The organism is Kitasatospora sp. NBC_01300 (assembly GCF_041435235.1).
Classification (GTDB): domain Bacteria; phylum Actinomycetota; class Actinomycetes; order Streptomycetales; family Streptomycetaceae; genus Kitasatospora.
The window spans coordinates 6,640,778-6,659,536 of sequence record NZ_CP108408.1; the positions used below are offsets into that span (position 1 = coordinate 6,640,778).

The 18,759-nt window shown below is 72.8% G+C and carries 16 protein-coding genes, 1 pseudogene and 1 riboswitch; of the genes and pseudogenes, 8 read left to right on the forward strand and 9 right to left on the reverse strand.

Going from position 1 to position 18,759, the window contains the following annotated elements; translation table 11 throughout:
- Positions 1 to 74 precede the first annotated feature (74 nt).
- The 4 genes from OG556_RS29015 (at position 75) to OG556_RS29030 (ending at position 3,089) form a co-directional block, all read left to right on the forward strand.
- Positions 75 to 770 (forward strand): MerR family transcriptional regulator, encoded by a 696-nt coding sequence (locus OG556_RS29015; protein ID WP_371522967.1) that lies wholly within the window; start codon positions 75 to 77, stop codon positions 768 to 770.
- A 144-nt stretch (positions 771 to 914) separates the two neighbouring features.
- Complete coding sequence (locus OG556_RS29020) at positions 915 to 1,391, forward strand: bifunctional nuclease family protein (RefSeq protein ID WP_063350203.1); 477 nt, start codon at positions 915 to 917, stop codon at positions 1,389 to 1,391.
- 237 nt (positions 1,392 to 1,628) lie between these two features.
- Complete coding sequence (locus OG556_RS29025) at positions 1,629 to 2,273, forward strand: MerR family transcriptional regulator (RefSeq protein WP_363585308.1); 645 nt, start codon at positions 1,629 to 1,631, stop codon at positions 2,271 to 2,273.
- 93 nt (positions 2,274 to 2,366) lie between these two features.
- Entirely contained in the window at positions 2,367 to 3,089 is a 723-nt protein-coding gene (locus OG556_RS29030; RefSeq protein ID WP_371521272.1) for a vancomycin high temperature exclusion protein, read from the forward strand.
- 181 nt (positions 3,090 to 3,270) lie between these two features.
- Here OG556_RS29030 and OG556_RS29035 read toward each other — a convergent pair whose 3' ends face one another.
- Entirely contained in the window at positions 3,271 to 4,155 is an 885-nt protein-coding gene (locus tag OG556_RS29035; RefSeq protein WP_331744010.1) for an IS982 family transposase, read from the reverse strand.
- Between the two features lie 117 nt (positions 4,156 to 4,272).
- On the opposite strand from OG556_RS29035, the gene OG556_RS29040 reads away from it, so the two are divergent.
- Positions 4,273 to 5,673 (forward strand): DNA polymerase IV, encoded by a 1,401-nt coding sequence (locus OG556_RS29040; RefSeq protein ID WP_371521275.1) that lies wholly within the window; start codon positions 4,273 to 4,275, stop codon positions 5,671 to 5,673.
- 144 nt (positions 5,674 to 5,817) lie between these two features.
- Here the strand turns inward: OG556_RS29040 and OG556_RS29045 are convergent, their stop codons facing one another.
- From OG556_RS29045 to OG556_RS29055, 3 genes and pseudogenes are all read right to left on the reverse strand, one after another.
- Positions 5,818 to 7,314 carry an MFS transporter gene (locus tag OG556_RS29045; RefSeq protein ID WP_350879022.1) on the reverse strand — a complete coding sequence of 499 codons (1,497 nt, stop codon included), beginning with the start codon at positions 7,312 to 7,314 and terminating at the stop codon, positions 5,818 to 5,820.
- Between the two features lie 181 nt (positions 7,315 to 7,495).
- The gene (locus tag OG556_RS29050; RefSeq protein ID WP_371522969.1) at positions 7,496 to 8,176 is read right to left on the reverse strand and encodes a DUF2382 domain-containing protein; all 681 of its coding nucleotides are present in this window, start codon (positions 8,174 to 8,176) and stop codon (positions 7,496 to 7,498) included.
- Positions 8,177 to 8,281: 105 nt separating this feature from the next.
- Positions 8,282 to 8,644: pseudogene (locus tag OG556_RS29055) on the reverse strand (PRC-barrel domain-containing protein); the annotation flags it as partial.
- 223 nt (positions 8,645 to 8,867) lie between these two features.
- A riboswitch (glycine riboswitch) is annotated at positions 8,868 to 8,971 on the forward strand.
- A 237-nt stretch (positions 8,972 to 9,208) separates the two neighbouring features.
- Here OG556_RS29055 and gcvP point away from each other — a divergent pair.
- Complete coding sequence (gene gcvP / locus OG556_RS29060) at positions 9,209 to 12,109, forward strand: aminomethyl-transferring glycine dehydrogenase (RefSeq protein ID WP_371521278.1); 2,901 nt, start codon at positions 9,209 to 9,211, stop codon at positions 12,107 to 12,109.
- A 90-nt stretch (positions 12,110 to 12,199) separates the two neighbouring features.
- On the opposite strand, the gene OG556_RS29065 is transcribed toward gcvP, so the two are convergent.
- Together OG556_RS29065 and OG556_RS29070 are read right to left on the reverse strand one after the other, a co-directional pair.
- Entirely contained in the window at positions 12,200 to 12,391 is a 192-nt protein-coding gene (locus OG556_RS29065) for a DUF5999 family protein (protein WP_371521280.1), read from the reverse strand.
- A gap of 394 nt (positions 12,392 to 12,785) precedes the next feature.
- On the reverse strand, positions 12,786 to 13,358 hold the full coding sequence (locus OG556_RS29070; RefSeq protein ID WP_371521282.1) for a hypothetical protein: 573 nt from the start codon (positions 13,356 to 13,358) through the stop codon (positions 12,786 to 12,788).
- 367 nt (positions 13,359 to 13,725) lie between these two features.
- Between OG556_RS29070 and OG556_RS29075 the strand changes: the two genes are divergently transcribed.
- Positions 13,726 to 15,231 (forward strand): glutamate--cysteine ligase, encoded by a 1,506-nt coding sequence (locus tag OG556_RS29075; protein WP_350879027.1) that lies wholly within the window; start codon positions 13,726 to 13,728, stop codon positions 15,229 to 15,231.
- A 76-nt stretch (positions 15,232 to 15,307) separates the two neighbouring features.
- Positions 15,308 to 16,096: a CPBP family intramembrane glutamic endopeptidase gene (locus tag OG556_RS29080; protein WP_371521284.1), complete on the forward strand. Its 789-nt coding sequence runs from the start codon at positions 15,308 to 15,310 to the stop codon at positions 16,094 to 16,096.
- On the opposite strand, the gene OG556_RS29085 is transcribed toward OG556_RS29080, so the two are convergent.
- The 3 genes from OG556_RS29085 to OG556_RS29095 all read right to left on the reverse strand — a co-directional run bounded on the left by OG556_RS29085 (position 16,074) and on the right by OG556_RS29095 (position 18,738).
- Positions 16,074 to 16,610, reverse strand: coding sequence for an HAD domain-containing protein (locus OG556_RS29085; RefSeq protein WP_371522971.1), 537 nt, complete (start codon positions 16,608 to 16,610; stop codon positions 16,074 to 16,076). The two genes, OG556_RS29080 and OG556_RS29085, sit on opposite strands and share 23 nt — an antisense overlap.
- 97 nt (positions 16,611 to 16,707) lie before the next feature.
- A complete protein-coding gene (locus OG556_RS29090) occupies positions 16,708 to 17,976 on the reverse strand; it encodes an MFS transporter (RefSeq protein ID WP_371521288.1) in 1,269 nt (422 codons plus the stop codon).
- 60 nt (positions 17,977 to 18,036) lie between these two features.
- Positions 18,037 to 18,738 carry a dienelactone hydrolase family protein gene (locus OG556_RS29095; RefSeq protein ID WP_371521291.1) on the reverse strand — a complete coding sequence of 234 codons (702 nt, stop codon included), beginning with the start codon at positions 18,736 to 18,738 and terminating at the stop codon, positions 18,037 to 18,039.
- Positions 18,739 to 18,759: the final 21 nt, after the last annotated feature.

The window sequence follows — 18,759 nt, forward strand, 5'->3', positions numbered from 1 at the left end:
GGGTGGTCGCGGGTCCCAGGCAGCCGGTCCGTCCGGAGCGGCCGGGTGGGCGGCGGCGCAGCGGTGACGAGCTGCTGAGTATCGGCGCGGTGTTGACCTTCCTGCGCGACGACTTCCCCGAGGTCACCATCTCCAAGATCAGGTTCCTGGAGGCGGAGGGGCTGGTCGAGCCGCAGCGCACGCCCTCGGGGTACCGCAAGTTCAGCCCGGCCGACGTCGAGCGGCTGGCCTACGTCCTGCGGATGCAGCGTGACCACTACCTGCCGCTGCGGGTGATCCGCGAGCACCTGGACGCCATCGAGCGCGGTGAGGCACCGCCCGCGCTGCCGCCCTCCGCCGACACCCGGCCCGGGCCGGTGGAGGAGGCGGACCGGGAGCTGGGGGCTTCGGCCGACGTCCCGTCCGGAGTCCGGCTGGGGCGTGCCGAGCTGCTGGCGGCCGCCGAGTCCGGGGAGCGCGAGCTGTCCGAGTGGGAGTCCTACGGTCTGGTCGCGCCCGGTCCGGACGGCGGGTACGACGGCGAGGCGCTGCAGGTGGCCCGGCTGGTCGCGGAACTCGGCCGGTACGGGCTGGAACCGCGGCACCTGCGGGCCATGAAGGCCGCGGCGGACCGGGAGATCGCGCTGGTGGAACAGGTGGTGGCGCCACTGCGCCGGCACCGGAACCCGCAGACCAGGGCCCATGCCGAGGCCACCGCGCGGGAGCTGGCGACCCTGTCCGTGCGGCTGCACGCGGCGATGGTCCAGGCCGGTCTGCGCAACCGCGGATAGCGTCCCCGCGGGGTTCCTGTGGGATTCCCACGGGGCTCCTGCGGCCGGCCGTCCAGACCCCGGGCGGCCGGGGGTGCAGCGCGCTGACCAGCGGCGTCGGCCCTGCGCTTTCATATCCGGGGCCTGAGCCATAGGGTTGCCTGTGTGAATGAGCTCGACGTCGTGGGTGTCCGAGTGGAGATGCCTTCCAACCAGCCGATCGTGCTGCTGCGGGAGGTCGGGGGCGATCGGTACCTGCCGATCTGGATCGGTCCCGGCGAGGCGACCGCGATCGCCTTCGCCCAGCAGGGCATGACGCCGGTCCGCCCGCTGACGCACGACCTGTTCAAGGACGTCCTGGAGGCGCTGGGGCAGCAGCTCACCGAGGTCCGGATCACCGACCTGCGGGAGGGCGTCTTCTACGCCGAGCTGGTCTTCACCGGCGGAGTCGAGGTGAGCGCCCGGCCGTCCGACGCGATAGCGCTGGCCCTGCGCACCGGCACGCCGATCTACGGGAGCGAGGAGGTGCTCGCCGAGGCGGGCATCGCGATCCCGGACGAGCAGGAGGACGAGGTCGAGAAGTTCCGCGAGTTCCTCGACCAGGTGTCGCCCGAGGACTTCGGGGGCAGCGGCCCGCAGTAGCGCGGACCGGATTTCCCTACAGGTCAGGCCGTTGTTCGGCCTGCCGTTTTGCCAAAAACCGTCGACCTACCCACACTAGGGGCACGAAAAACCACTCTCCTGAGTGATGTGGTTTGGCTGGCCCGGCGTGGCGATCGTTGACGGGTCATAGGGGACTGCCTACCGTCAGGAGTGGCTGTCCGGGTGACCGATGCCCGCAGTTCGGGTTGCCCGCAGCACCAGTGGACGGAGGCAGGCATGAGCAGCACCGGCGATGACACGGCCGTGGGAGGCCTGTGTGCCGTGCACCTGCCGCGCACCGCTCGCACCGTGACGGACCTGCCCCGGGTGGGCAGGTTCCCGGCCGTGCAGCCCGGTCAGCCCGCCATCGAGCGGCTGGCCCCGACGTCCGAACTGATCGGTTACCGCGGTCCGACGGCCTGCGCGGCGGCCGGCATCACGTACCGCCAGCTGGACTACTGGGCCCGGACCGGACTGCTGGAGCCCAGCGTCCGTTCGGCGTACCCGGCCACCAGCCAGCGGCTCTACAGCTTCCGCGACATCCTGCTGCTGAAGATCGTGAAGCGGCTGCTCGACGCGGGCGTCTCGCTGCAGAACATCCGGGTGGCGGTCGCCCATCTGCAGGCGGCCGAGCAGGGCGACCTGGCCGGGATGACGCTGATGTGCGACGGCGCGACGGTGTACGAGTGCACCACGCCGCAGCAGGTGGTGGACCTGCTGAAGGGCGGTCAGGGGGTGTTCGGCATCGCGGTCGGAGCGGTCTGGCGGGAGCTGGAGCTGACGCTCGGGCGGCTGCACGCGGAGCGCACCGACACCGGCGAGACGCTGGTCGGCCACGACCCGTCCGACGAGCTGGCCCAGCGGCGCAACCGGGCGGTCTGACCGCAGAACTGACGAGGCCGCGGGCCCGGACGGGGAACCGTCCGGGCCCGCGGCCTCGTCGTTGCGCCTGGTGGGGCGATCGAGGGAGGACACGTGGGGTTCGGCACCGGGATAGCGGGTCTGCTGCGGCGTCGGGGCGGGCTGCTGAAGGTCCGGTTTCGGCGGCGGCCCGTGCAGCGCAGGGCCTTCCAGGCGGCGACGGTGCTCTGTTCGCTGGCGCTGGCGCCGAGTGCGTGGCTGTGGTGCTCGGCCGGGGACCGGGTCGGCACGGTGGCCGGCGTGCCGTCCGCACCGGTCGCGGTGGTCTTCGGCGCCGGGCTGGACCAGGGCAAGCCGTCGCCGTACCTGGAGCACCGGCTGAGCGCGGCGCTGGACCTGTACCGGGCGGGGAAGGTGCAGGCGATCCTGGTGACCGGCGACAACGGCCGGGACAGCTACGACGAGCCGGACGCGATGCGGACGTACCTGATCGAGCACGGGGTGCCGGCGGTCCGGGTGGTGGGCGACTACGCGGGCTTCGACACCTGGAACTCCTGCACCCGGGCCCGGCGGGTCTTCGGGGTGGAGCGGGCGGTGCTGGTCAGCCAGGATTTCCACGTCCGCCGGGCGCTGGCCCTGTGCGAGGCGGCGGGCATCGACGCGTACGCGGTCGGGGTGCCGGAACCGCACGACGGCACCTGGCTGTACGGCGGGCTGCGGGAGATACCCGGGGCGGGCAAGGCGGCGGTCAACGCCTGGCTGAAGCCGGACCCGCTGTTCCTCGGGCCCCAGGAGGACGGCATCCCGAAGGCTCTGGTGGACGCCGCGCAGGGCTAGGGGCTCTCTTTCGGATCACGCCGGGCGCGCGACGCCGGAGCACGCACCTCGCCGCGTTGTCGTCGGTCGCCGATACTCCGCATGGACTCCCTCCTCCGCCTTGCGATGCACGCACCCCGACGCCGCGCGCTGATCCGACGTGATCCGAAAGAGAGCCCCTAGATGAATGAGTCCGATGTCCTCAGTGGTCATAGGCGATGAGTGAGCGCTTGAGCGCGGCGCCGGTGTTCCAGTTGTGCCAGATCGCGGCGGCGAGGGCGAGCAGGCGTTGACCGGTGCGGGCGAAGACGCCGGCCTCGGTTCGTGCGCCGTGCTGTTCGAGACTGAGCTGGCCCTTGAGGGTGTCGATGACCGCCTCGATCCACTGGCGGACGCGGGCGAGCCTGCCGAATCGGGCAGGCTCGCCCTTGCGGTCGGGCCGGACCAGGTGCGCGCCGAGCTCGTCGGTGACGAAGGCCTCGAACGCGGCTCCGGCGAAGCCTTTGTCGCCGAGGATCACCTGGCCCCGGCGCACGAGGTGTCGGTCACGGCCGAGCATGGCCTCCATGACCTCGCGCTCGCCGAGTTTCGGGTTGGCCAGGCACCAGCTGACCGGCATGCCCTCGGCCGTGGTCAACAGGTAGAGCCTCAGACCCCAGAAGAAGCGGGAGTGACTGGCGCAGTAGCCGTACCCTGCGGTGCCGGCCAGGGCCGAGCGCTTGACCGTCTCACGGGAGGCCGCGCAGGGCAGCGGCGTGGAGTCGATCAGCCGCAGGTCGTCGTGCCAGGTCGGCACCTGCCGGGCCAGTGCGCCGACGACCTGCGGGATGAGCGGGCCGGCCGCGTTCAGACGCTTGTTGTAGCCGGACTGCCCCGGCAGGTACGGGAACAGGTGCCGCAGCCGGCCACTCGCGAAGCGGTGCCAGTGCCTCGCCGACGGGAAGCCGAGCAGTACCTGCGCCACGGCCAGGCACAGCAGTTCCGCATCCGAGAGCCTCGGAGGTCGCCCGATCCGGTGACGAGGGGCCATGTGATCGTCGATGAACACGTACAGTGCCGTCAGAAGGGTGTCCAGGTTCGTCTTCACAAACCAACCAACGGGCACCCTTCGTCATGGTCGCGGCCAGCCCAACAATCGGACTCATTCATCTAGGGCCTGCCCGGGTTCGTGCGCATTGTCGGACCCCTGCGGGATGATCGGCGGGTGCGATCACTGCCGAGCATCATCCACCTCGACATGGACGCCTTCTTCGCGGCGGTGGAGCAGGCGGCCAAGCCGAGCCTGCGCGGCAAACCGGTGGTGGTCGGCGGGCTCGGCGGGCGCGGAGTGGTCTCCACCGCCTCGTACGAGGCGCGGAAGTTCGGAGTGCACTCGGCGATGCCGATGGCGCAGGCGCGCCGGCTCTGCCCCAACGCGGCCTTCCTGAGCGGCCGGTTCGAGGCCTACCGGCAGGTCAGCGAGCTCGTGATGGGTCTGCTGCGCGAGCTGTCGCCGCTGGTGCAGCCGCTCAGCCTGGACGAGGCCTTCGTCGACCTGGAGGCCGGCCCCTACGGTCCGGTGCTGGCGGAGTCCGACCACGAGACCGGGGAGCGGTTGGTGCTCGCCCTGGCGGAGGACCTGCGGGCGGACATCCAGCGGCGCACCGGGCTGACCGGGTCGGTCGGGGCCGCCGGGTCCAAGCTGATGGCGAAGATCGCCTCCGAGCAGGCCAAGCCGGACGGGCTGGTGCTGATCGAACCCGGGCAGGAGCGGGCCGTGCTCGGCCCGATGCCGGTCCGGGCGCTGCCCGGGATCGGGCCGGCCACCGAACAGGTGCTGCGGCGGGCCGGACTGAACACCGTGGCGGACCTCGCCGAGGCGGGGGAGGGCGAACTGGTGCAGCTGCTCGGCCGGGCGCACGGCGCGGGTGTGCACCAGATGTCGATAGGGCTGGACGACCGGCCGGTGGTGGCCGACCAGGACGCCAAGTCGGTCTCGGTGGAGGACACCTTCGAGGTGGACCTCGCGGACCGGGAGCGGGTGCTGCGCGAGGTGGAGGTGCTGGCCGCCCGGTGCGTGCGGCGGCTGCGCGCGGCCGGGCGCTCGGGGCGGACGGTGGTGCTCAAGGTCCGGCGGTTCGACTTCTCGACGCTGACCCGTTCGGAGACGCTGCGCGGGCCCACCGACGACGAGACGGTGGTCATCGAGACGGCGCGCCGGCTGGCCTCCCAGGTGGACATCACCGGCGGGGTGCGGCTGCTCGGGGTGGGGGTCGCCCAGCTGGCCGACTACACCCAGGAGGACTTGTTCGCGCAGGCCCTGCGGGAGGAGGCGGCCGAGCACGCGGAGGCGGAGGTCGAGACGGCCGAGGAGGAGCCGGAGGCGGCCGCGCCGCGCCGCTGGATGCCCGGGCAGGACGTCCGCCATGCCGAGCTGGGGCCCGGGTGGGTGCAGGGCAGCGGTGTCGGGCGGGTCACCGTGCGGTTCGAGACGCCGTGGAGCGGGCCGGGGCGCATCCGGACCTTCGCGGTGGACGATCCGGCGTTGGAACCGGCCCGTCCGCTGCCGCTCTGGGGGGCCGAGGAGGCCGAGGGGGCGGAGGAGACGGGGGCGCCGGGGGTGTGAAACGCGAAGCGGCCCCAACCGGTGGGGGGGAGTACCGGTTGGGGCCGCATACCGTGCCGGACTTCGTGCGGTCGTGATGCCCTCACGACCGTCCGAAGGCCGGGCCGCCGCGCCCTGTCCCTGAGCGCGGGGCCGGACGCCTGGTCAGGCGTCGGTCTTGGCCAGCTCGGGGCTGGAGTTCCGCTCGGCCGTGCCGCCCGAGGCGACGACGGTGGCGGCCGGCTTGACGCCGCGGATCAGGAACGGGACGACGCCGGCGACGGCGCAGACGACGGCCGCGGCCCAGAACGCGTGCTTGTAGGCGTCCAGCGTGGGCAGCAGCAGCGGGATCTGCGGCGGCAGCTTCATGGTGTCGCCGGTCAGGATGGCGGCCATCACAGCGGTGCCGATCGCGCCACCGACGGTGCGCAGCACGGCGTTCATGCCGTTGGCGATGCCGCTCTGCTCCACCGGGACGGCGCCGTTGATGTAGGCCGGCATGGCGGAGAACGCCAGGCCGATGCCCAGGCCGAAGATCGCCGAGGAGGTGTAGATGTCGCCCTCGTGGCTGTGCCGCACGGCCAGGTAGGCCATCGCGACGGCACCCAGGACGCCACCGAGGACCAGCGGCAGGCGCGGGCCGCGGCGGGCGATCAGCATGGCGCCGACCGGGGCCGCCACCATCGAGCCGATCGCGGACGGCAGCAGCAGCAGACCGGCGTGCAGGACGGTCGCGGTGAAGCCGTAGTGGGTGAGCTTCTCCGGGGTCTGGGCGAAGTTGCTGATCACCATGAACGAGCCGTACATGCCGAAGCCGATCAGCAGGCCGGCCAGGTTGGTGAAGGCGACGGCCGGACGGGACATCATCTTCATGTCCACCAGGGGGTGCGCGACCTTGGTCTCGATGACCCCCCAGATCAGGGCGACGACGGCGGCCACGGCGAACAGGCCGAGGGTCTTGGTCGAGGTCCAGCCCCAGTGGTTGCCCTGGCTGACCGCGACGAGCAGGGCGGAGAGCCAGCCGGCCAGGGTGAGGGCGCCGAGCGGGTCGGCGCCGCCCTCCTTGTCGGTGACCGGGTCGGACGGGACGCGGAACGCGACCAGGGCGACCGCGATCAGGCCGAAGACCAGGCCCATCCAGAAGATCGACTTGTAGCTCCAGTGCTCCAGCAGGAGACCGGTCGCGACCAGGCCGAGGCCGGAGCCGACACCCATCGAGGCGCTGATGGCGGCGACGCCGCCGGTCACCTTCTGCTTGGGCAGCTCGTCGCGGACGATGCTGATCGCCAGCGGGAGCACGCCACCGCCGGCGCCCTGAAGGACACGGGCGACGACCAGCCAGGTGAAGGAGTGGGTGCTGACCGCCAGCGCCGAGCCGGCGACCAGACCGGCCAGCGAGATCAGCAGCATCGGCTTACGGCCCCGGAGGTCGCCGAAGCGGCCCAGCAGGGGAGTCAGCACGGCGGCGGAGAGCAGGTTGGCGGTCATCAGCCAGGTGATGCTGGACGCGGAGACGCTCAGTTCCTTGGCCAGCGAGGGCAGGATCGGGACGACCGCGGTCTGCACCACGCTGAACGACAGCATCGCCAGGATGAGGGCCGGCAGGACCCGGGCGCTGCTCTGCTTCTCGGCCGCGGTGGTGGGCTGTGGTGCCTCACTCACGGTTGCTTCCTCCCGTACATAGTGAATGAACTGAAGTAACCATGCCGGGAGATACTTCAGAGTGTCAAATATCCATTGGTGACGCTTTGGCAAAATCGAAGGATTCCGGCCGGGCGGCGACCGGGACGGAGGCATGCCGAGGGCCCCGGACCGAGGGGTCCGGGGCCCTGGGAGCGAGGGGTCAGGCGAACGGGCGCAGCACGGCCGGGCGGGGGGCCTCGGCCGCCGGGGTGGCCACCGGGGTCGTCGGGGCGGCGGCGGTGTTGTCGTGGATCTCGACGTGCTCGCGGCGCAGCTCGTCCCGGATCACCTCCTCGGCGGTGTAGCGCTCCACCACCAGGCGGACCCGCTCGATCGGGGTGAGGTACTTGCGGACCACCGGGCGCTCCTCGCGCAGGGTGACCTCCTCCACCGCCTCGGCGATCTCCTTCTCGGTGAGTGAGGCGCGCTCGGCCTCGCTCACCGGCATCCGCTCCACCCGGACGCGCTCGCGGACCACCGGGACGCGGCGCTCGACCTGCTCGCTGGTCACGTACTTGCGCAGCTTCGCGGTGCCCACGACGTGCCAGTCCGTGGTGATGTCCAGACGCTCCTCGCGGCAGGTGATCTCCACCGGGCCGTTGGGGGACGACGAAGCCGGGCCGGTCGAACGCTCCGAGGCCGGCGGGGCCACGGCCGAGTTCGTGGTCGCGGTGGTCGTCACGATCGGGGCGGGCTGCGGCTTGGGCTCGGTCGTCGTGTGGGCGGCCGCGGGTGCGGGGGTGTTGAGGGTCCGCACGTTGACCTCCGTCGCGGTGCCGGTGGGGTCGGCGGGGGTGGTGGTCGGGGCGGGGTCGAGGGTGTGGAAGGCGATGGGCTTCACGGGCTCGGCCGCCGGGGTGGTGCCGAAGTCGAGGTCGGGGCGCGCGGGGCGGTCGCCGTCCCGGCCGACCGACCGGTCACTCTCGCGGTCGACGGGCCGGTCACTCTCGCGGCCGACGGTCCGGTCGCCGTCCCGGCCGACCGGGCGGCCGTTCGCCGGGGTGTCCAGGCCGTAGTAGCGGTAGAGCTGGAGCTCCTGGGCGGGCGACAGGTGCTGGCCGACGCCGAAGTCCGGCGACTCCTTCACCAGCGACTTGTCGTACGGCACCCGGAGCTCGTCGCCGGAGAACTCGCTGGTGGTGAGCGGGACGAAGGCGTCCCGGCCGAAGATGCCGGTCCGGACGGCCGCCCACTCCGGCTGGCCGGTGGCGTCGTCCAGGTAGACCTCGTCGACCGTGCCGATCTTGTCTCCGTTGCGGTCGACCGCCTTGTGGCCGATGAGGTCCCGGGGATCGATATCGGTTTGCACTCTTTCCTCCAGTGCGCTGCGCCTGCGGAACTCCCGCAGGACCGTGGCCGGAGCACCCGTTCCGCCTGCCACTTCACACCAAAGGCCATGAATCGGACGGGCGCGACCGGGGTGCGCCGGACGGGCTCCGGGCTGGACCGTCCGGGGGACGCGCGTAGACCCGGAGTGGCCCGACGCGACCGTGATCGGGGGGCCTGCCGCTGGTACCCTGGGCGGCGACCGCCGAGCCCGCTCGGGAGAGTCCCCGGCCACGGAAAGTGCTGGTCGGGGCGCCGAAGGAGCAACTCCTCCCCGGAATCTCTCAGGCATCCGTACCGTGTGGGCTAGGTCACTCTGGAAAGCAGGGCAGGACCGTCGGCAGGGAGCCGACGGGCACCACCCTCACCGACGGTGCAAGCCGGCGGCGTGCCCACAGCGCGCCGTGCGGGTGAAGCTCTCAGGTCCCGATGACAGAGGGGGAGGCCTGTCGGGTTCGCCCGCCCGGGTCGAGCCGCTGTCCGCAGCGGCTCCGGCCGGCCGGCGTGCGCACCCCCGCCGGTCCGTGACCAGGAGGCCTCGACCACCATGAACGCCCAGCCGAACGCGGGACGCCCCACCGGCGCCTCGACCCTCACCGAGCTTGAGCTGGCCAGCCCCTTCGAGAACCGCCACATCGGCCCCGACGACGCCGCGCAGCAGAAGATGCTGGCGTCCATCGGCTACGGCTCGCTGGACGAACTCGCCGCCACCGCCGTTCCCGAGGCGATCCGCTCCATCACCGGCCTGGACCTGCCCGGCGGCCGCAGCGAGGCCCAGGTGCTCGCCGAACTGCGCGAGCTGGCGAGCCGCAACCAGGTGCTCCAGCCGATGATCGGCCTGGGCTACTACGGCACCTTCACCCCGCCGGTGATCCTGCGCAACGTCATGGAGAACCCGGCCTGGTACACCGCCTACACGCCGTACCAGCCGGAGATCTCCCAGGGCCGCCTGGAGGCGCTGCTCAACTTCCAGACCCTGGTCTCCGACCTGACCGGCCTGCCGACCTCCGGCTCCTCGCTGCTCGACGAGGGCACCGCGGCCGCCGAGGCGATGGCGCTGGCCCGCCGCGTCACCAAGGTCAAGGGCGGCGTCTTCCTGGTCGACGCCGAGACCCTGCCGCAGACCACCGCGGTGATCAACACCCGCGCGGTGCCGACCGGTGTCGAGGTCGTCGTCGCCGACCTGTCCGAGGGCATCCCGGCCGAGATCGCCGAGCGCGGCGTCTTCGGCGTGCTGCTCCAGTACCCGGGCGCCACCGGTGTGGTCCGCGACCTCGCCCCGGTCATCGAGCAGGCGCACGGCCTCGGCGCGATCGTCGCGGTCGCCGCCGACCTGCTGGCGCTGACCCTGCTCGCCTCGCCGGGCTCGCTCGGCGCCGACATCGCCTGCGGCACCTCGCAGCGCTTCGGCGTGCCGATGGGCTTCGGCGGCCCGCACGCCGGCTACCTGTCGGTGCGCGCCGAGTACGCCCGCTCGCTGCCCGGCCGCCTGGTCGGCGTCTCGGTCGACGCCGACGGCAACCGCGCCTACCGCCTGGCGCTGCAGACCCGCGAGCAGCACATCCGCCGCGAGAAGGCCACCAGCAACATCTGCACCGCCCAGGTGCTGCTCGCCGTCATGGCCTCGATGTACGCCGTCTACCACGGTCCGGACGGCCTGGCCGACATCGCCCGCCGCACCCACCGCTACGCGGCCGCCCTCGCCGAGGGCCTGCGGGCCGGCGGCGTCGAGCTGCTGCACGGCGAGTTCTTCGACACCGTCACCGCCGTCGTCCCGGGCCGTGCCGCCGAGATCGCGGCCGCCGCCCGCGCCAACGGCGTCAACGTCCACCAGGACGGCCCGGACCGGATCTCGGTCTCCACCGACGAGACCACCACCCGCGAGCACCTGGCCGCCGTCTGGGCCGCGTTCGGCGTCCCCGCGGTCGAGGTCGCCGAGGGCGCCGACGCGCTGCCGGCCGCGCTGCTGCGCCAGGACGAGTACCTGACCCACCCGGTCTTCCACAGCCACCGCTCGGAGACCGCCATGCTGCGCTACCTGCGCCGCCTGTCGGACCGGGACTACGCGCTGGACCGCGGCATGATCCCGCTGGGCTCCTGCACCATGAAGCTCAACGCGACCACCGAGATGGAGGCCGTCACCTGGCCGGAGTTCGGCCAGCTGCACCCCTTCGCGCCGATCGAGCAGGCCCAGGGCTTCCTCAGCCTGATCCGCGAGCTGGAGCGCCAGCTGGTCGAGGTGACCGGCTACGACGCCGTCTCGATCCAGCCGAACGCGGGCTCGCAGGGCGAGCTGGCCGGCCTGCTGGCCGTCCGCGCCTACCACCACGCCAACGGTGACACCCAGCGCGACGTCTGCCTGATCCCGTCCTCCGCGCACGGCACCAACGCGGCCTCCGCGGTGATGGCCGGCATGCGCGTGGTCGTGGTGAAGACCCTGGTCGACGGCGACGTGGACGTCGAGGACCTGAAGGCCAAGATCGAGCAGCACCGGGACAGCCTCTCCGTGCTGATGGTCACCTACCCGTCCACCCACGGCGTGTACGAGACCCAGATCACCGACATCTGCGCCCTGGTGCACGAGGCCGGCGGCCAGGTGTACGTGGACGGCGCCAACCTGAACGCCCTGGTCGGCCTCGCCAAGCCGGGCAAGTTCGGCGCGGACGTCTCGCACCTGAACCTGCACAAGACCTTCTGCATCCCGCACGGCGGCGGCGGCCCGGGCGTCGGCCCGGTCGCGGTGCGCGCCCACCTGGCGCCGTACCTGCCGAACCACCCGCTGCAGCCGGAGGCCGGCCCGGCCACCGGGGTCGGCCCGATCTCGGCGGCGCCGTGGGGCTCGGCGGCCATCCTGCCGATCTCCTGGGCGTACGTCCGGCTGATGGGCGGCGAGGGCCTCAAGCGCGCGACCCAGGTCGCGGTGCTGAACGCCAACTACATCGCCAAGCGGCTGGCACCGCACTTCCCGGTGCTCTACACCGGCCCCGGCGGGCTGGTCGCGCACGAGTGCATCATCGACCTGCGCCCGCTGACCAAGGAGACGGGCGTGACGGTGGACGACATCGCCAAGCGCCTGATCGACTACGGCTTCCACGCGCCGACGATGTCCTTCCCGGTGGCCGGCACGCTGATGATCGAGCCGACCGAGTCCGAGGACCTGCACGAGATCGACCGGTTCTGCGACGCGATGATCGAGATCCGGGCCGAGATCGACAAGGTCGGCTCGGGTGAGTGGGCGGCCGCGGACAACCCGCTGCGCAACGCCCCGCACACCGCCGCCGAGCTGGCCGGCGACTGGGCGCACGGCTACTCGCGGCAGGAGGCGGTCTTCCCGGCGGGCGTGAACCCGGCGGACAAGTACTGGCCGCCGGTCAGCCGGATCGACGGCGCGTACGGCGACCGCAACCTGGTCTGCTCCTGCCCGCCGCTGGAGGAGTACGGCGTCTGATCCGACCGGACGTACGGCAGGGCCCCGACGGCACGTACCGTCGGGGCCCTGCCCGTTGTCGTCGTCCGGCGGCTGCCCCCGCCGGTGCGGTCAGGCCGCGTGGGCGACGGTGCGGCGCGGTGCGATCACCCGGCCGTCGGGCAGCAGCTCTCCGGTGTCCTCGAACAGCACGACGCCGTTGCAGAGCAGGCTCCAGCCCTGCTCCGGGTGGCAGGCCACCGTGACGGCCGCCTCGCGGTCCTCGGACTCGGCCGACGGGCACTCAGGACGGTGCTGGCACATACGTACCCTCGCTTCGCTCTGCGATCCTCCCCCGTGGTGCGGCCGCCGGCGGAGCCGTCGGGAGCCGCCGCGGTAGCCGGATCCTGTCCGCGCACCGACCAGGTGTGGACCGGCGCTCAAGTGGGTAGGACAGGTGGTCCTTCCACGCTGGTTCCCAGTGTCGGCATCTGCGGTCGTGCGCGCAGGGATTTCGTGACATGCGCCACAACTCCCGGGTAGAGATCACCCGTTCAGGTGGGTCCGACGGGAAAAGGTGCACCGATGGGTCAGCTGCGGCATGGCCCGAGGAGGTCAGGGCGGATGGCCCGTCCGGGTGGTTCGGGCGGGCGAGGGCGACGCGCACGCCGCCGGGCCACCGGGTGGTGGCCCGGCGGCCCGGCGGCGTGGGGCCGGCTCAGGAGGAGCCGAGCAGCAGTGGCTTGGCGAGCGGCGCCCGGGCGAGCAGCGGCAGCAGCTCGCCGGCCGGGTAGGCGCGGTGCGCGGTGACGCCGAGCGGGGCCGGGGCCAGCGGGATCAGCTGGTCGGCGGCCGGGTCGGTGTCGGGGCCGTGCAGCCACAGTGCCGTCGCGTACTGCCCTGGGAAGGTCAGCAGCCGGGGCTGCTGGCGGGACCGGGAGCCCTGGGCGAGCTGCCAGGCCTGGCGCAGCGCCCGGACCGTCGAGTCGAGGTAGGGGCCGGCGGTGAAGTGCGAGAAGGTGTGGCCCTCGACGGCCTGGACGACCTCGGCGGCGGCGGCGACCTCGGCGCCGTCCTTGATCAGGAAGCGCCAGCCCGTCCGGCGGGCGGCGCGCAGCTCCGGGCGCGGCCCGTCCAGGACGTGGACGGCGAGCGGGTGCGTGGGGAGCAGCGTGCCGACCGGATGGCGCAGTGCTGCGGCGGCGGGTTGGCGCAGCGCGGTCTCCGAGTCGAGTGCGGCCAGGACGGCGCGCAGGGCGCTCGGCGGGGGCTGGGGGGTCTGCAGAGTCATGGCGGGGTCCGCCTCTCCGTGCGAGATCGGCGTGCGAGTGCGGCATACCGGCGTGGCGCGGCGTGTCATCGGTGACGGGACCTGGCCGTGTCCGGTTGTGCATGATCGCGGTGCCGGCGCGGTCGCCGCCGTCGACGAGGGGTTCGAGGCGGAGCGGGCCGGCCGGAGCGCAGTGCGAATTCTATCGAACAGGTGCGCAGGGTGACCTGTTTATCACAGGCGGTGGCGCCGGGCAAGTCGGCAGATCTGCTGAATATCCGTCAGTTTCCTTGCATTGCAAGCCAGTACAAGCATTCGGGTATCGATCTTCGAGGTGGGCATGATGCTTGCACGGTCGGGTCGGCCGGTGTCTCAGGAGGAGGGGACCGTGGGCGAGAAGGTCGTGGCGACTCGTGCTGATCTGGCGGACCGGCAGCTGTACCGGCGCAAGCTCCAAGCCTGCCTCGACGCGCTGGGGCGGATGCTGCGCGAGGACCGGTTCGACCGGCCGCGGGCGGTCATGGGCCTGGAGATCGAGCTCAACCTGGCCGACGAGGACGGCCTGCCGGCACTGCGCAACGCGCAGGTGCTGAGCGCGATCGGCTCCAGCGACTTCCAGACCGAACTGGGCCAGTTCAACGTCGAGGTGAACATCGTGCCGCACCGGCTGTGCGGGCACGTCTTCGAGGACCTGCGCGAGGAGCTCGAAACCGGGCTGCGCTACGCCGACCGGCGGGCCGCCGAGGCCGGTGCCCGGATCGTCATGGTGGGGATCCTGCCGACCCTGGAGCACGGTCACACCGGCCTGGACGCGATCTCCCACAACCCGCGCTACAGCCTGCTCAGCGACCAGATCCTGGCCGCCCGCGGCGAGGACATCGCGCTGGACATCGAGGGTGTCGAACACCTCCAGCTGGAGACCATCACCATGGTGGCCGAGGCCGCCGCGACCTCCCTGCAACTGCACCTGCAGGTGACCCCGGAACGCTTCTCCTCGGTGTGGAACGCGGCCCAGGCGATCTGCGGGGCGCAGCTCGCGCTCGGCGCCAACTCGCCGTTCCTGTTCGGGCGGGAGCTGTGGCGGGAGACCCGTCCGGTGCTGTTCCAGCAGGCCTGTGACACCCGTACGGCGGAACTCAAGGCGCAGGGCGTCCGGCCGATCACCTGGTTCGGCGAGCGCTGGGTGGACTCGGCGTACGACCTGTTCGAGGAGAACCTGCGCTACTTCCCCGCCCTGCTGCCGATCTGCGACGACGAGGACCCACTGAAGGTGCTCGCCTCCGGCGGCGCGCCCCGGCTCGCCGAGATGCGGCTCCACAACGGCACGATCTACCGCTGGAACCGGCCGGTGTACGACATCGCGGGCGGGATCGCGCACCTGCGGGTGGAGAACCGGGCGCTGCCGGCCGGGCCGACGGTGGCCGACACGCTCGCGAACGCCGCCTTCTACTACGGGCTGGTCCGGGTGCTCGCCGAGCAGCCCCGGCCGGTCTGGACCCGGCTGCCGTTCGAGCGGGCCGACGAGAACTTCCGGCAGGGCGCCCGCTACGGCATCGACGCGGTGTTCCAGTGGCCGCGGGCGGGCCGGGCGGGCCGCGGCGGCGGGCTGACCACGGTGTCCGCCGTCGACCTGGTGCTCAACGAACTGCTGCCGATGGCCCACCAGGGCCTGGACGAGTGGGGTGTGGAGCCCGCCGACCGGGACCGCTACCTGGGGATCATCGAGCAGCGCTGCCTGCGCCGCACCAACGGCGCGGCCTGGCAGAGCGCGACCTTCCACCGGCTGCGCGAGCAGTACGGGATGGACCGCCCGGCCGCGCTCGCCGCGATGACCAGGCGCTACATCGAGCACATGCGCACCGGTGAGCCGGTGCACACCTGGCCGGTCGGGTAGCCGGACCGCTGTGTCAGGATGACCGTTCCGGCGGTCGGCCGACGGCCGGAGCGACGCCCGCCCCGCTGGAGCCCCCGTGACCACCCTCCCGACCGCACCGGAGACCGCGAAGCCCACGCGCCGGCTGCTCGGCGTGGAACTGCTGATCGTCCTTGGCCTCTCCCTCGGGGCCAGCGGCGTCAGCGCGCTGATCAGCTTCGCGGCCTCGCTCACCGAACCGATCCAACTCGGCCAGCAGGTCGCCACGTTGAACGGTTCGCGGGCGCCCGGCCGGCCCTGGCTGGACCTGGTGTGGCAGCTGTACTACATCGGGCGCGGGCTGATGCCGGTGGTGCTGGTCGGGTACCTGCTGGTGCGCGAGGGCGCCGCGCTGCGGGTGCTCGGCTTCGACCTCGGGCAGAAGCTGCGCGACCTCGGCCGGGGCGCCGCCGTGGCGGCCGCGATCGGCGGCTCCGGGCTGGTGCTGTACCTGGCCTCGCAGGCGGCCGGCTTCAACCTGACGGTGGCGCCGTCCGGGCTGCCGGACGTGTGGTGGCGGATCCCGGTGCTGGTGCTCTCCGCGTGGCAGAACGCCGCCCTGGAGGAGGTCGTCGTCCTCGGCTACCTGCTGCGCCGGCTCGGGCAGCTGGGCTGGTCGTGGCCGGCGGCGGTGGTGGCGAGTTCGGTGCTGCGCGGCTCGTACCACCTGTACCAGGGGGTCGGCGGGCTGGTCGGCAACATGGTGATGGGGGCGGTGTTCTGCCTGCTCTACCGGCGCTGGGGGCGGGTGATGCCGCTGGTCGCGGCGCACGCGTTGATCGACACGGTGGCCTTCGTCGGGTACGCGCTGCTCGCCGGGCACGTCAGCTGGCTGCCGACCCCCTGAGCGGGAGGCGGCCGGCCGGGGTGCGCGGCGGACGGGCGAGCAGGCGGTCGACGTGCCGGCGCTCCAGGCCCGGGCCCGGGTCGATCGGCAGCAGCAGGCGGTCGCGGCGCCAGAGGGAGTTGCGGACCAGCCGCGGCGGGATGACGTCGTCCACCCAGGCGAACGGGCGGCCTGCGGCGTAGCGCAGCAGTGGGGCCCACTTGCGGGCCGAGAGCAGCTCCATCAGCGGGACGCGCGGGTCACCGGGCTGCGGGACGTCACCGGTGAAGCGGACCAGCGGGAGGGCGGGCAGGCCGATCGCCGGGGCGATGTGCGTGTTGGCGTGCTCCTCCCAGGTGGTGGCCCACACGAGTTCGTAGGTGCCGGCCAGCTCGCGCAGCCAGGCGCCGTGTCGGGCGGAGAGGAGCACCGAGTAGCCGAACAGGGTGTGGGTGTCGAACCCGGCGTCGGGGTGCGGGCAGACCGGGTTGAGCACCCCGTCGACGTCCAGGAACAACAGCGGCTTCGGCACCAGTGGCCCCCCAGAGACGGTGGTGTGACTTACCTGGTCGGACGAACCTGGCGTACCGGTGGTTGCGTACGGCCGGGCGCACGCGGGGCGCACGGGGCGCTCACGGCGCGGCCACCGGCTCGGCGGCGGCCACCGGTGCGTCGACGGTGCTCCTGCGGGCCAGCCGGCGGACCTGAGGCTCCAGCAGCACGACCGCGCTGAGCACCAGGCAGACGACGGCGCAGGCCCACAGCGCGCCCGAGAGGCCGAGCACCGTGGCCGCCGGTCCGGCCAGCGCGATGCCGATCGGGGACAGCGAGAAGGAGCCGAGTTCGTCGTACGCGGCGACCCGGGAGAACATCTCCTCGGGGATCTCCTGCTGGAGCGCGATCATCCAGTTGACGCCGAAGACGGTGACGCCGACCCCGGACAGGAACATCGCGAGGGCGAGCAGCGGCAGCGGTGCCTCCGCCGCCAGCGCCAGGGCGGGCACGCCGAACAGGAACACCCCCCAGTTGCCGACCAGCAGGATCCGGCGCGGCCGCCAGCGGGCCATCAGCACGCCGGTCACCACCAGTCCGACGCCGTAGGCGGCCATCGCCAGGCCCCAGTCGGACGCCCCGCCGAGGCGCTCCTTGGCGACCGTCGGCCCGTACACCGACTCGACCGCGCCGATGCAGGCGACCAGGACGGAGAACTGCGCCACGATCACCCAGAGCCAGCGGCGGGAGGCGAACTCCCGCCAGCCCTCCCGCAGATCGCGCAGCATGCTGTGGCCCTGCGGGGCGGGCGCCTGCTCGGCCTCCAGGAAGAACCGGAGCGAGGCGGCGACCAGGAAGCAGGCGCCGTCCAGGGCGAGCACCCAGCCGGGGCCGACGGCGGCGGTGAGCGCGCCGCCGAGCGCGGCGCCGCCGATCTGGGAGGCGTTCTGGCCCATCCGGAACACCGAGAAGGCCCGGGCGGCGTGCTCCGGGGCGACGGCCTGCAGCATCATGCCGCCGGAGGCGGGGGAGTAGAGCGCGTACCCGGCGCCGCCGGCGGCGGAGAGCAGCATCAGCTGCCAGAGCTGGATGTTCCCGGCCAGCACCAGCGCCGCCAGGACGACCTGGGACAGGCCGCTGAACAGGTTGGCGGCGACCATGATGTGGTGCCGGGGCATCCGGTCGGCGAGGGCGCCGCCGACCACCAGGAGCAGGACGGTGGGCAGCAGCCGGGCGGCGGTGACGTAGCCGACCTCGGACGTGGTGCCGCCGTGGCCGAGCACGGCGAAGGCCGTGGCGATGGGGGCACCGGCGTTGCCGAGGCCGCTGACCACGGTGGCGGCGGTCTGGATGCGGAAGTTGCGGCTCGCCCAGGCGAGGCGGCGGGGGCGTGGAGGTCGGGTCGGCACCTGGCGACTATGGCCGCGGTTCGTACGGCTGTCCAACGGGTTTTCACGGCTGGGACGGGATCAGCCCAGGTGGCCCCAGAGGAAGGTGAGGGTGCGGCGCCAGGCGGTCGCGGCCTGGAGCGGGTCGTAGGTGCCGAGCGGGTTCTCGTCGTTCATGAAGGCGTGGCCGGCCGGGTAGAAGTGGATCTCGGGGCGGACGTCGGTGGCCTCGCCGATCCGGATCGCGGCCTCGTCGACGGCGGCCATCGGGATCGAGCCGTCCCGTTCGCCGTAGTGCCCCAGGACGTGGGCGGTCAGGCCCCGGTAGTCGAAGTCCGGGTCGGGCGGGAGGCCGTAGAAGGGCACCACCGCGGCGACCCGGTCGCCCTCCCGGGCGGCCAGCAGCAGGGCGAAGCCGCCGCCCATGCAGAAGCCGACCACGCCGACCGCGTCGCCGACCACGCCCTCCAGGGCGAGCAGGTGGTCGACGGCCCCGGAGAGGTCCTCGACGGCCCGCTCGACCGGGAGTTCGCGGGTGAGCCGGGCCGCCTCGGTGCGGTCGTGGGTGGTGGCGCCGCCGAACAGGTCGGGGGCCAGCACGGTGAAGCCCTCGGCGGCGAACCGGTCGGCCATCGTCGCGACGTGCGTGGTGAGGCCCCACCACTCCTGCACCACGACCAGGCCCGGCCCGACGCCCTGGGGCGGGCGGGCCAGGTACCCGTGCGCGGTACGGCCGTTGCTCGGGAAGGCGACGTTCTGCCGGGAGCCGCCCTGGTCAGGCATGGGTTCCTCGCGGTGGGTCGG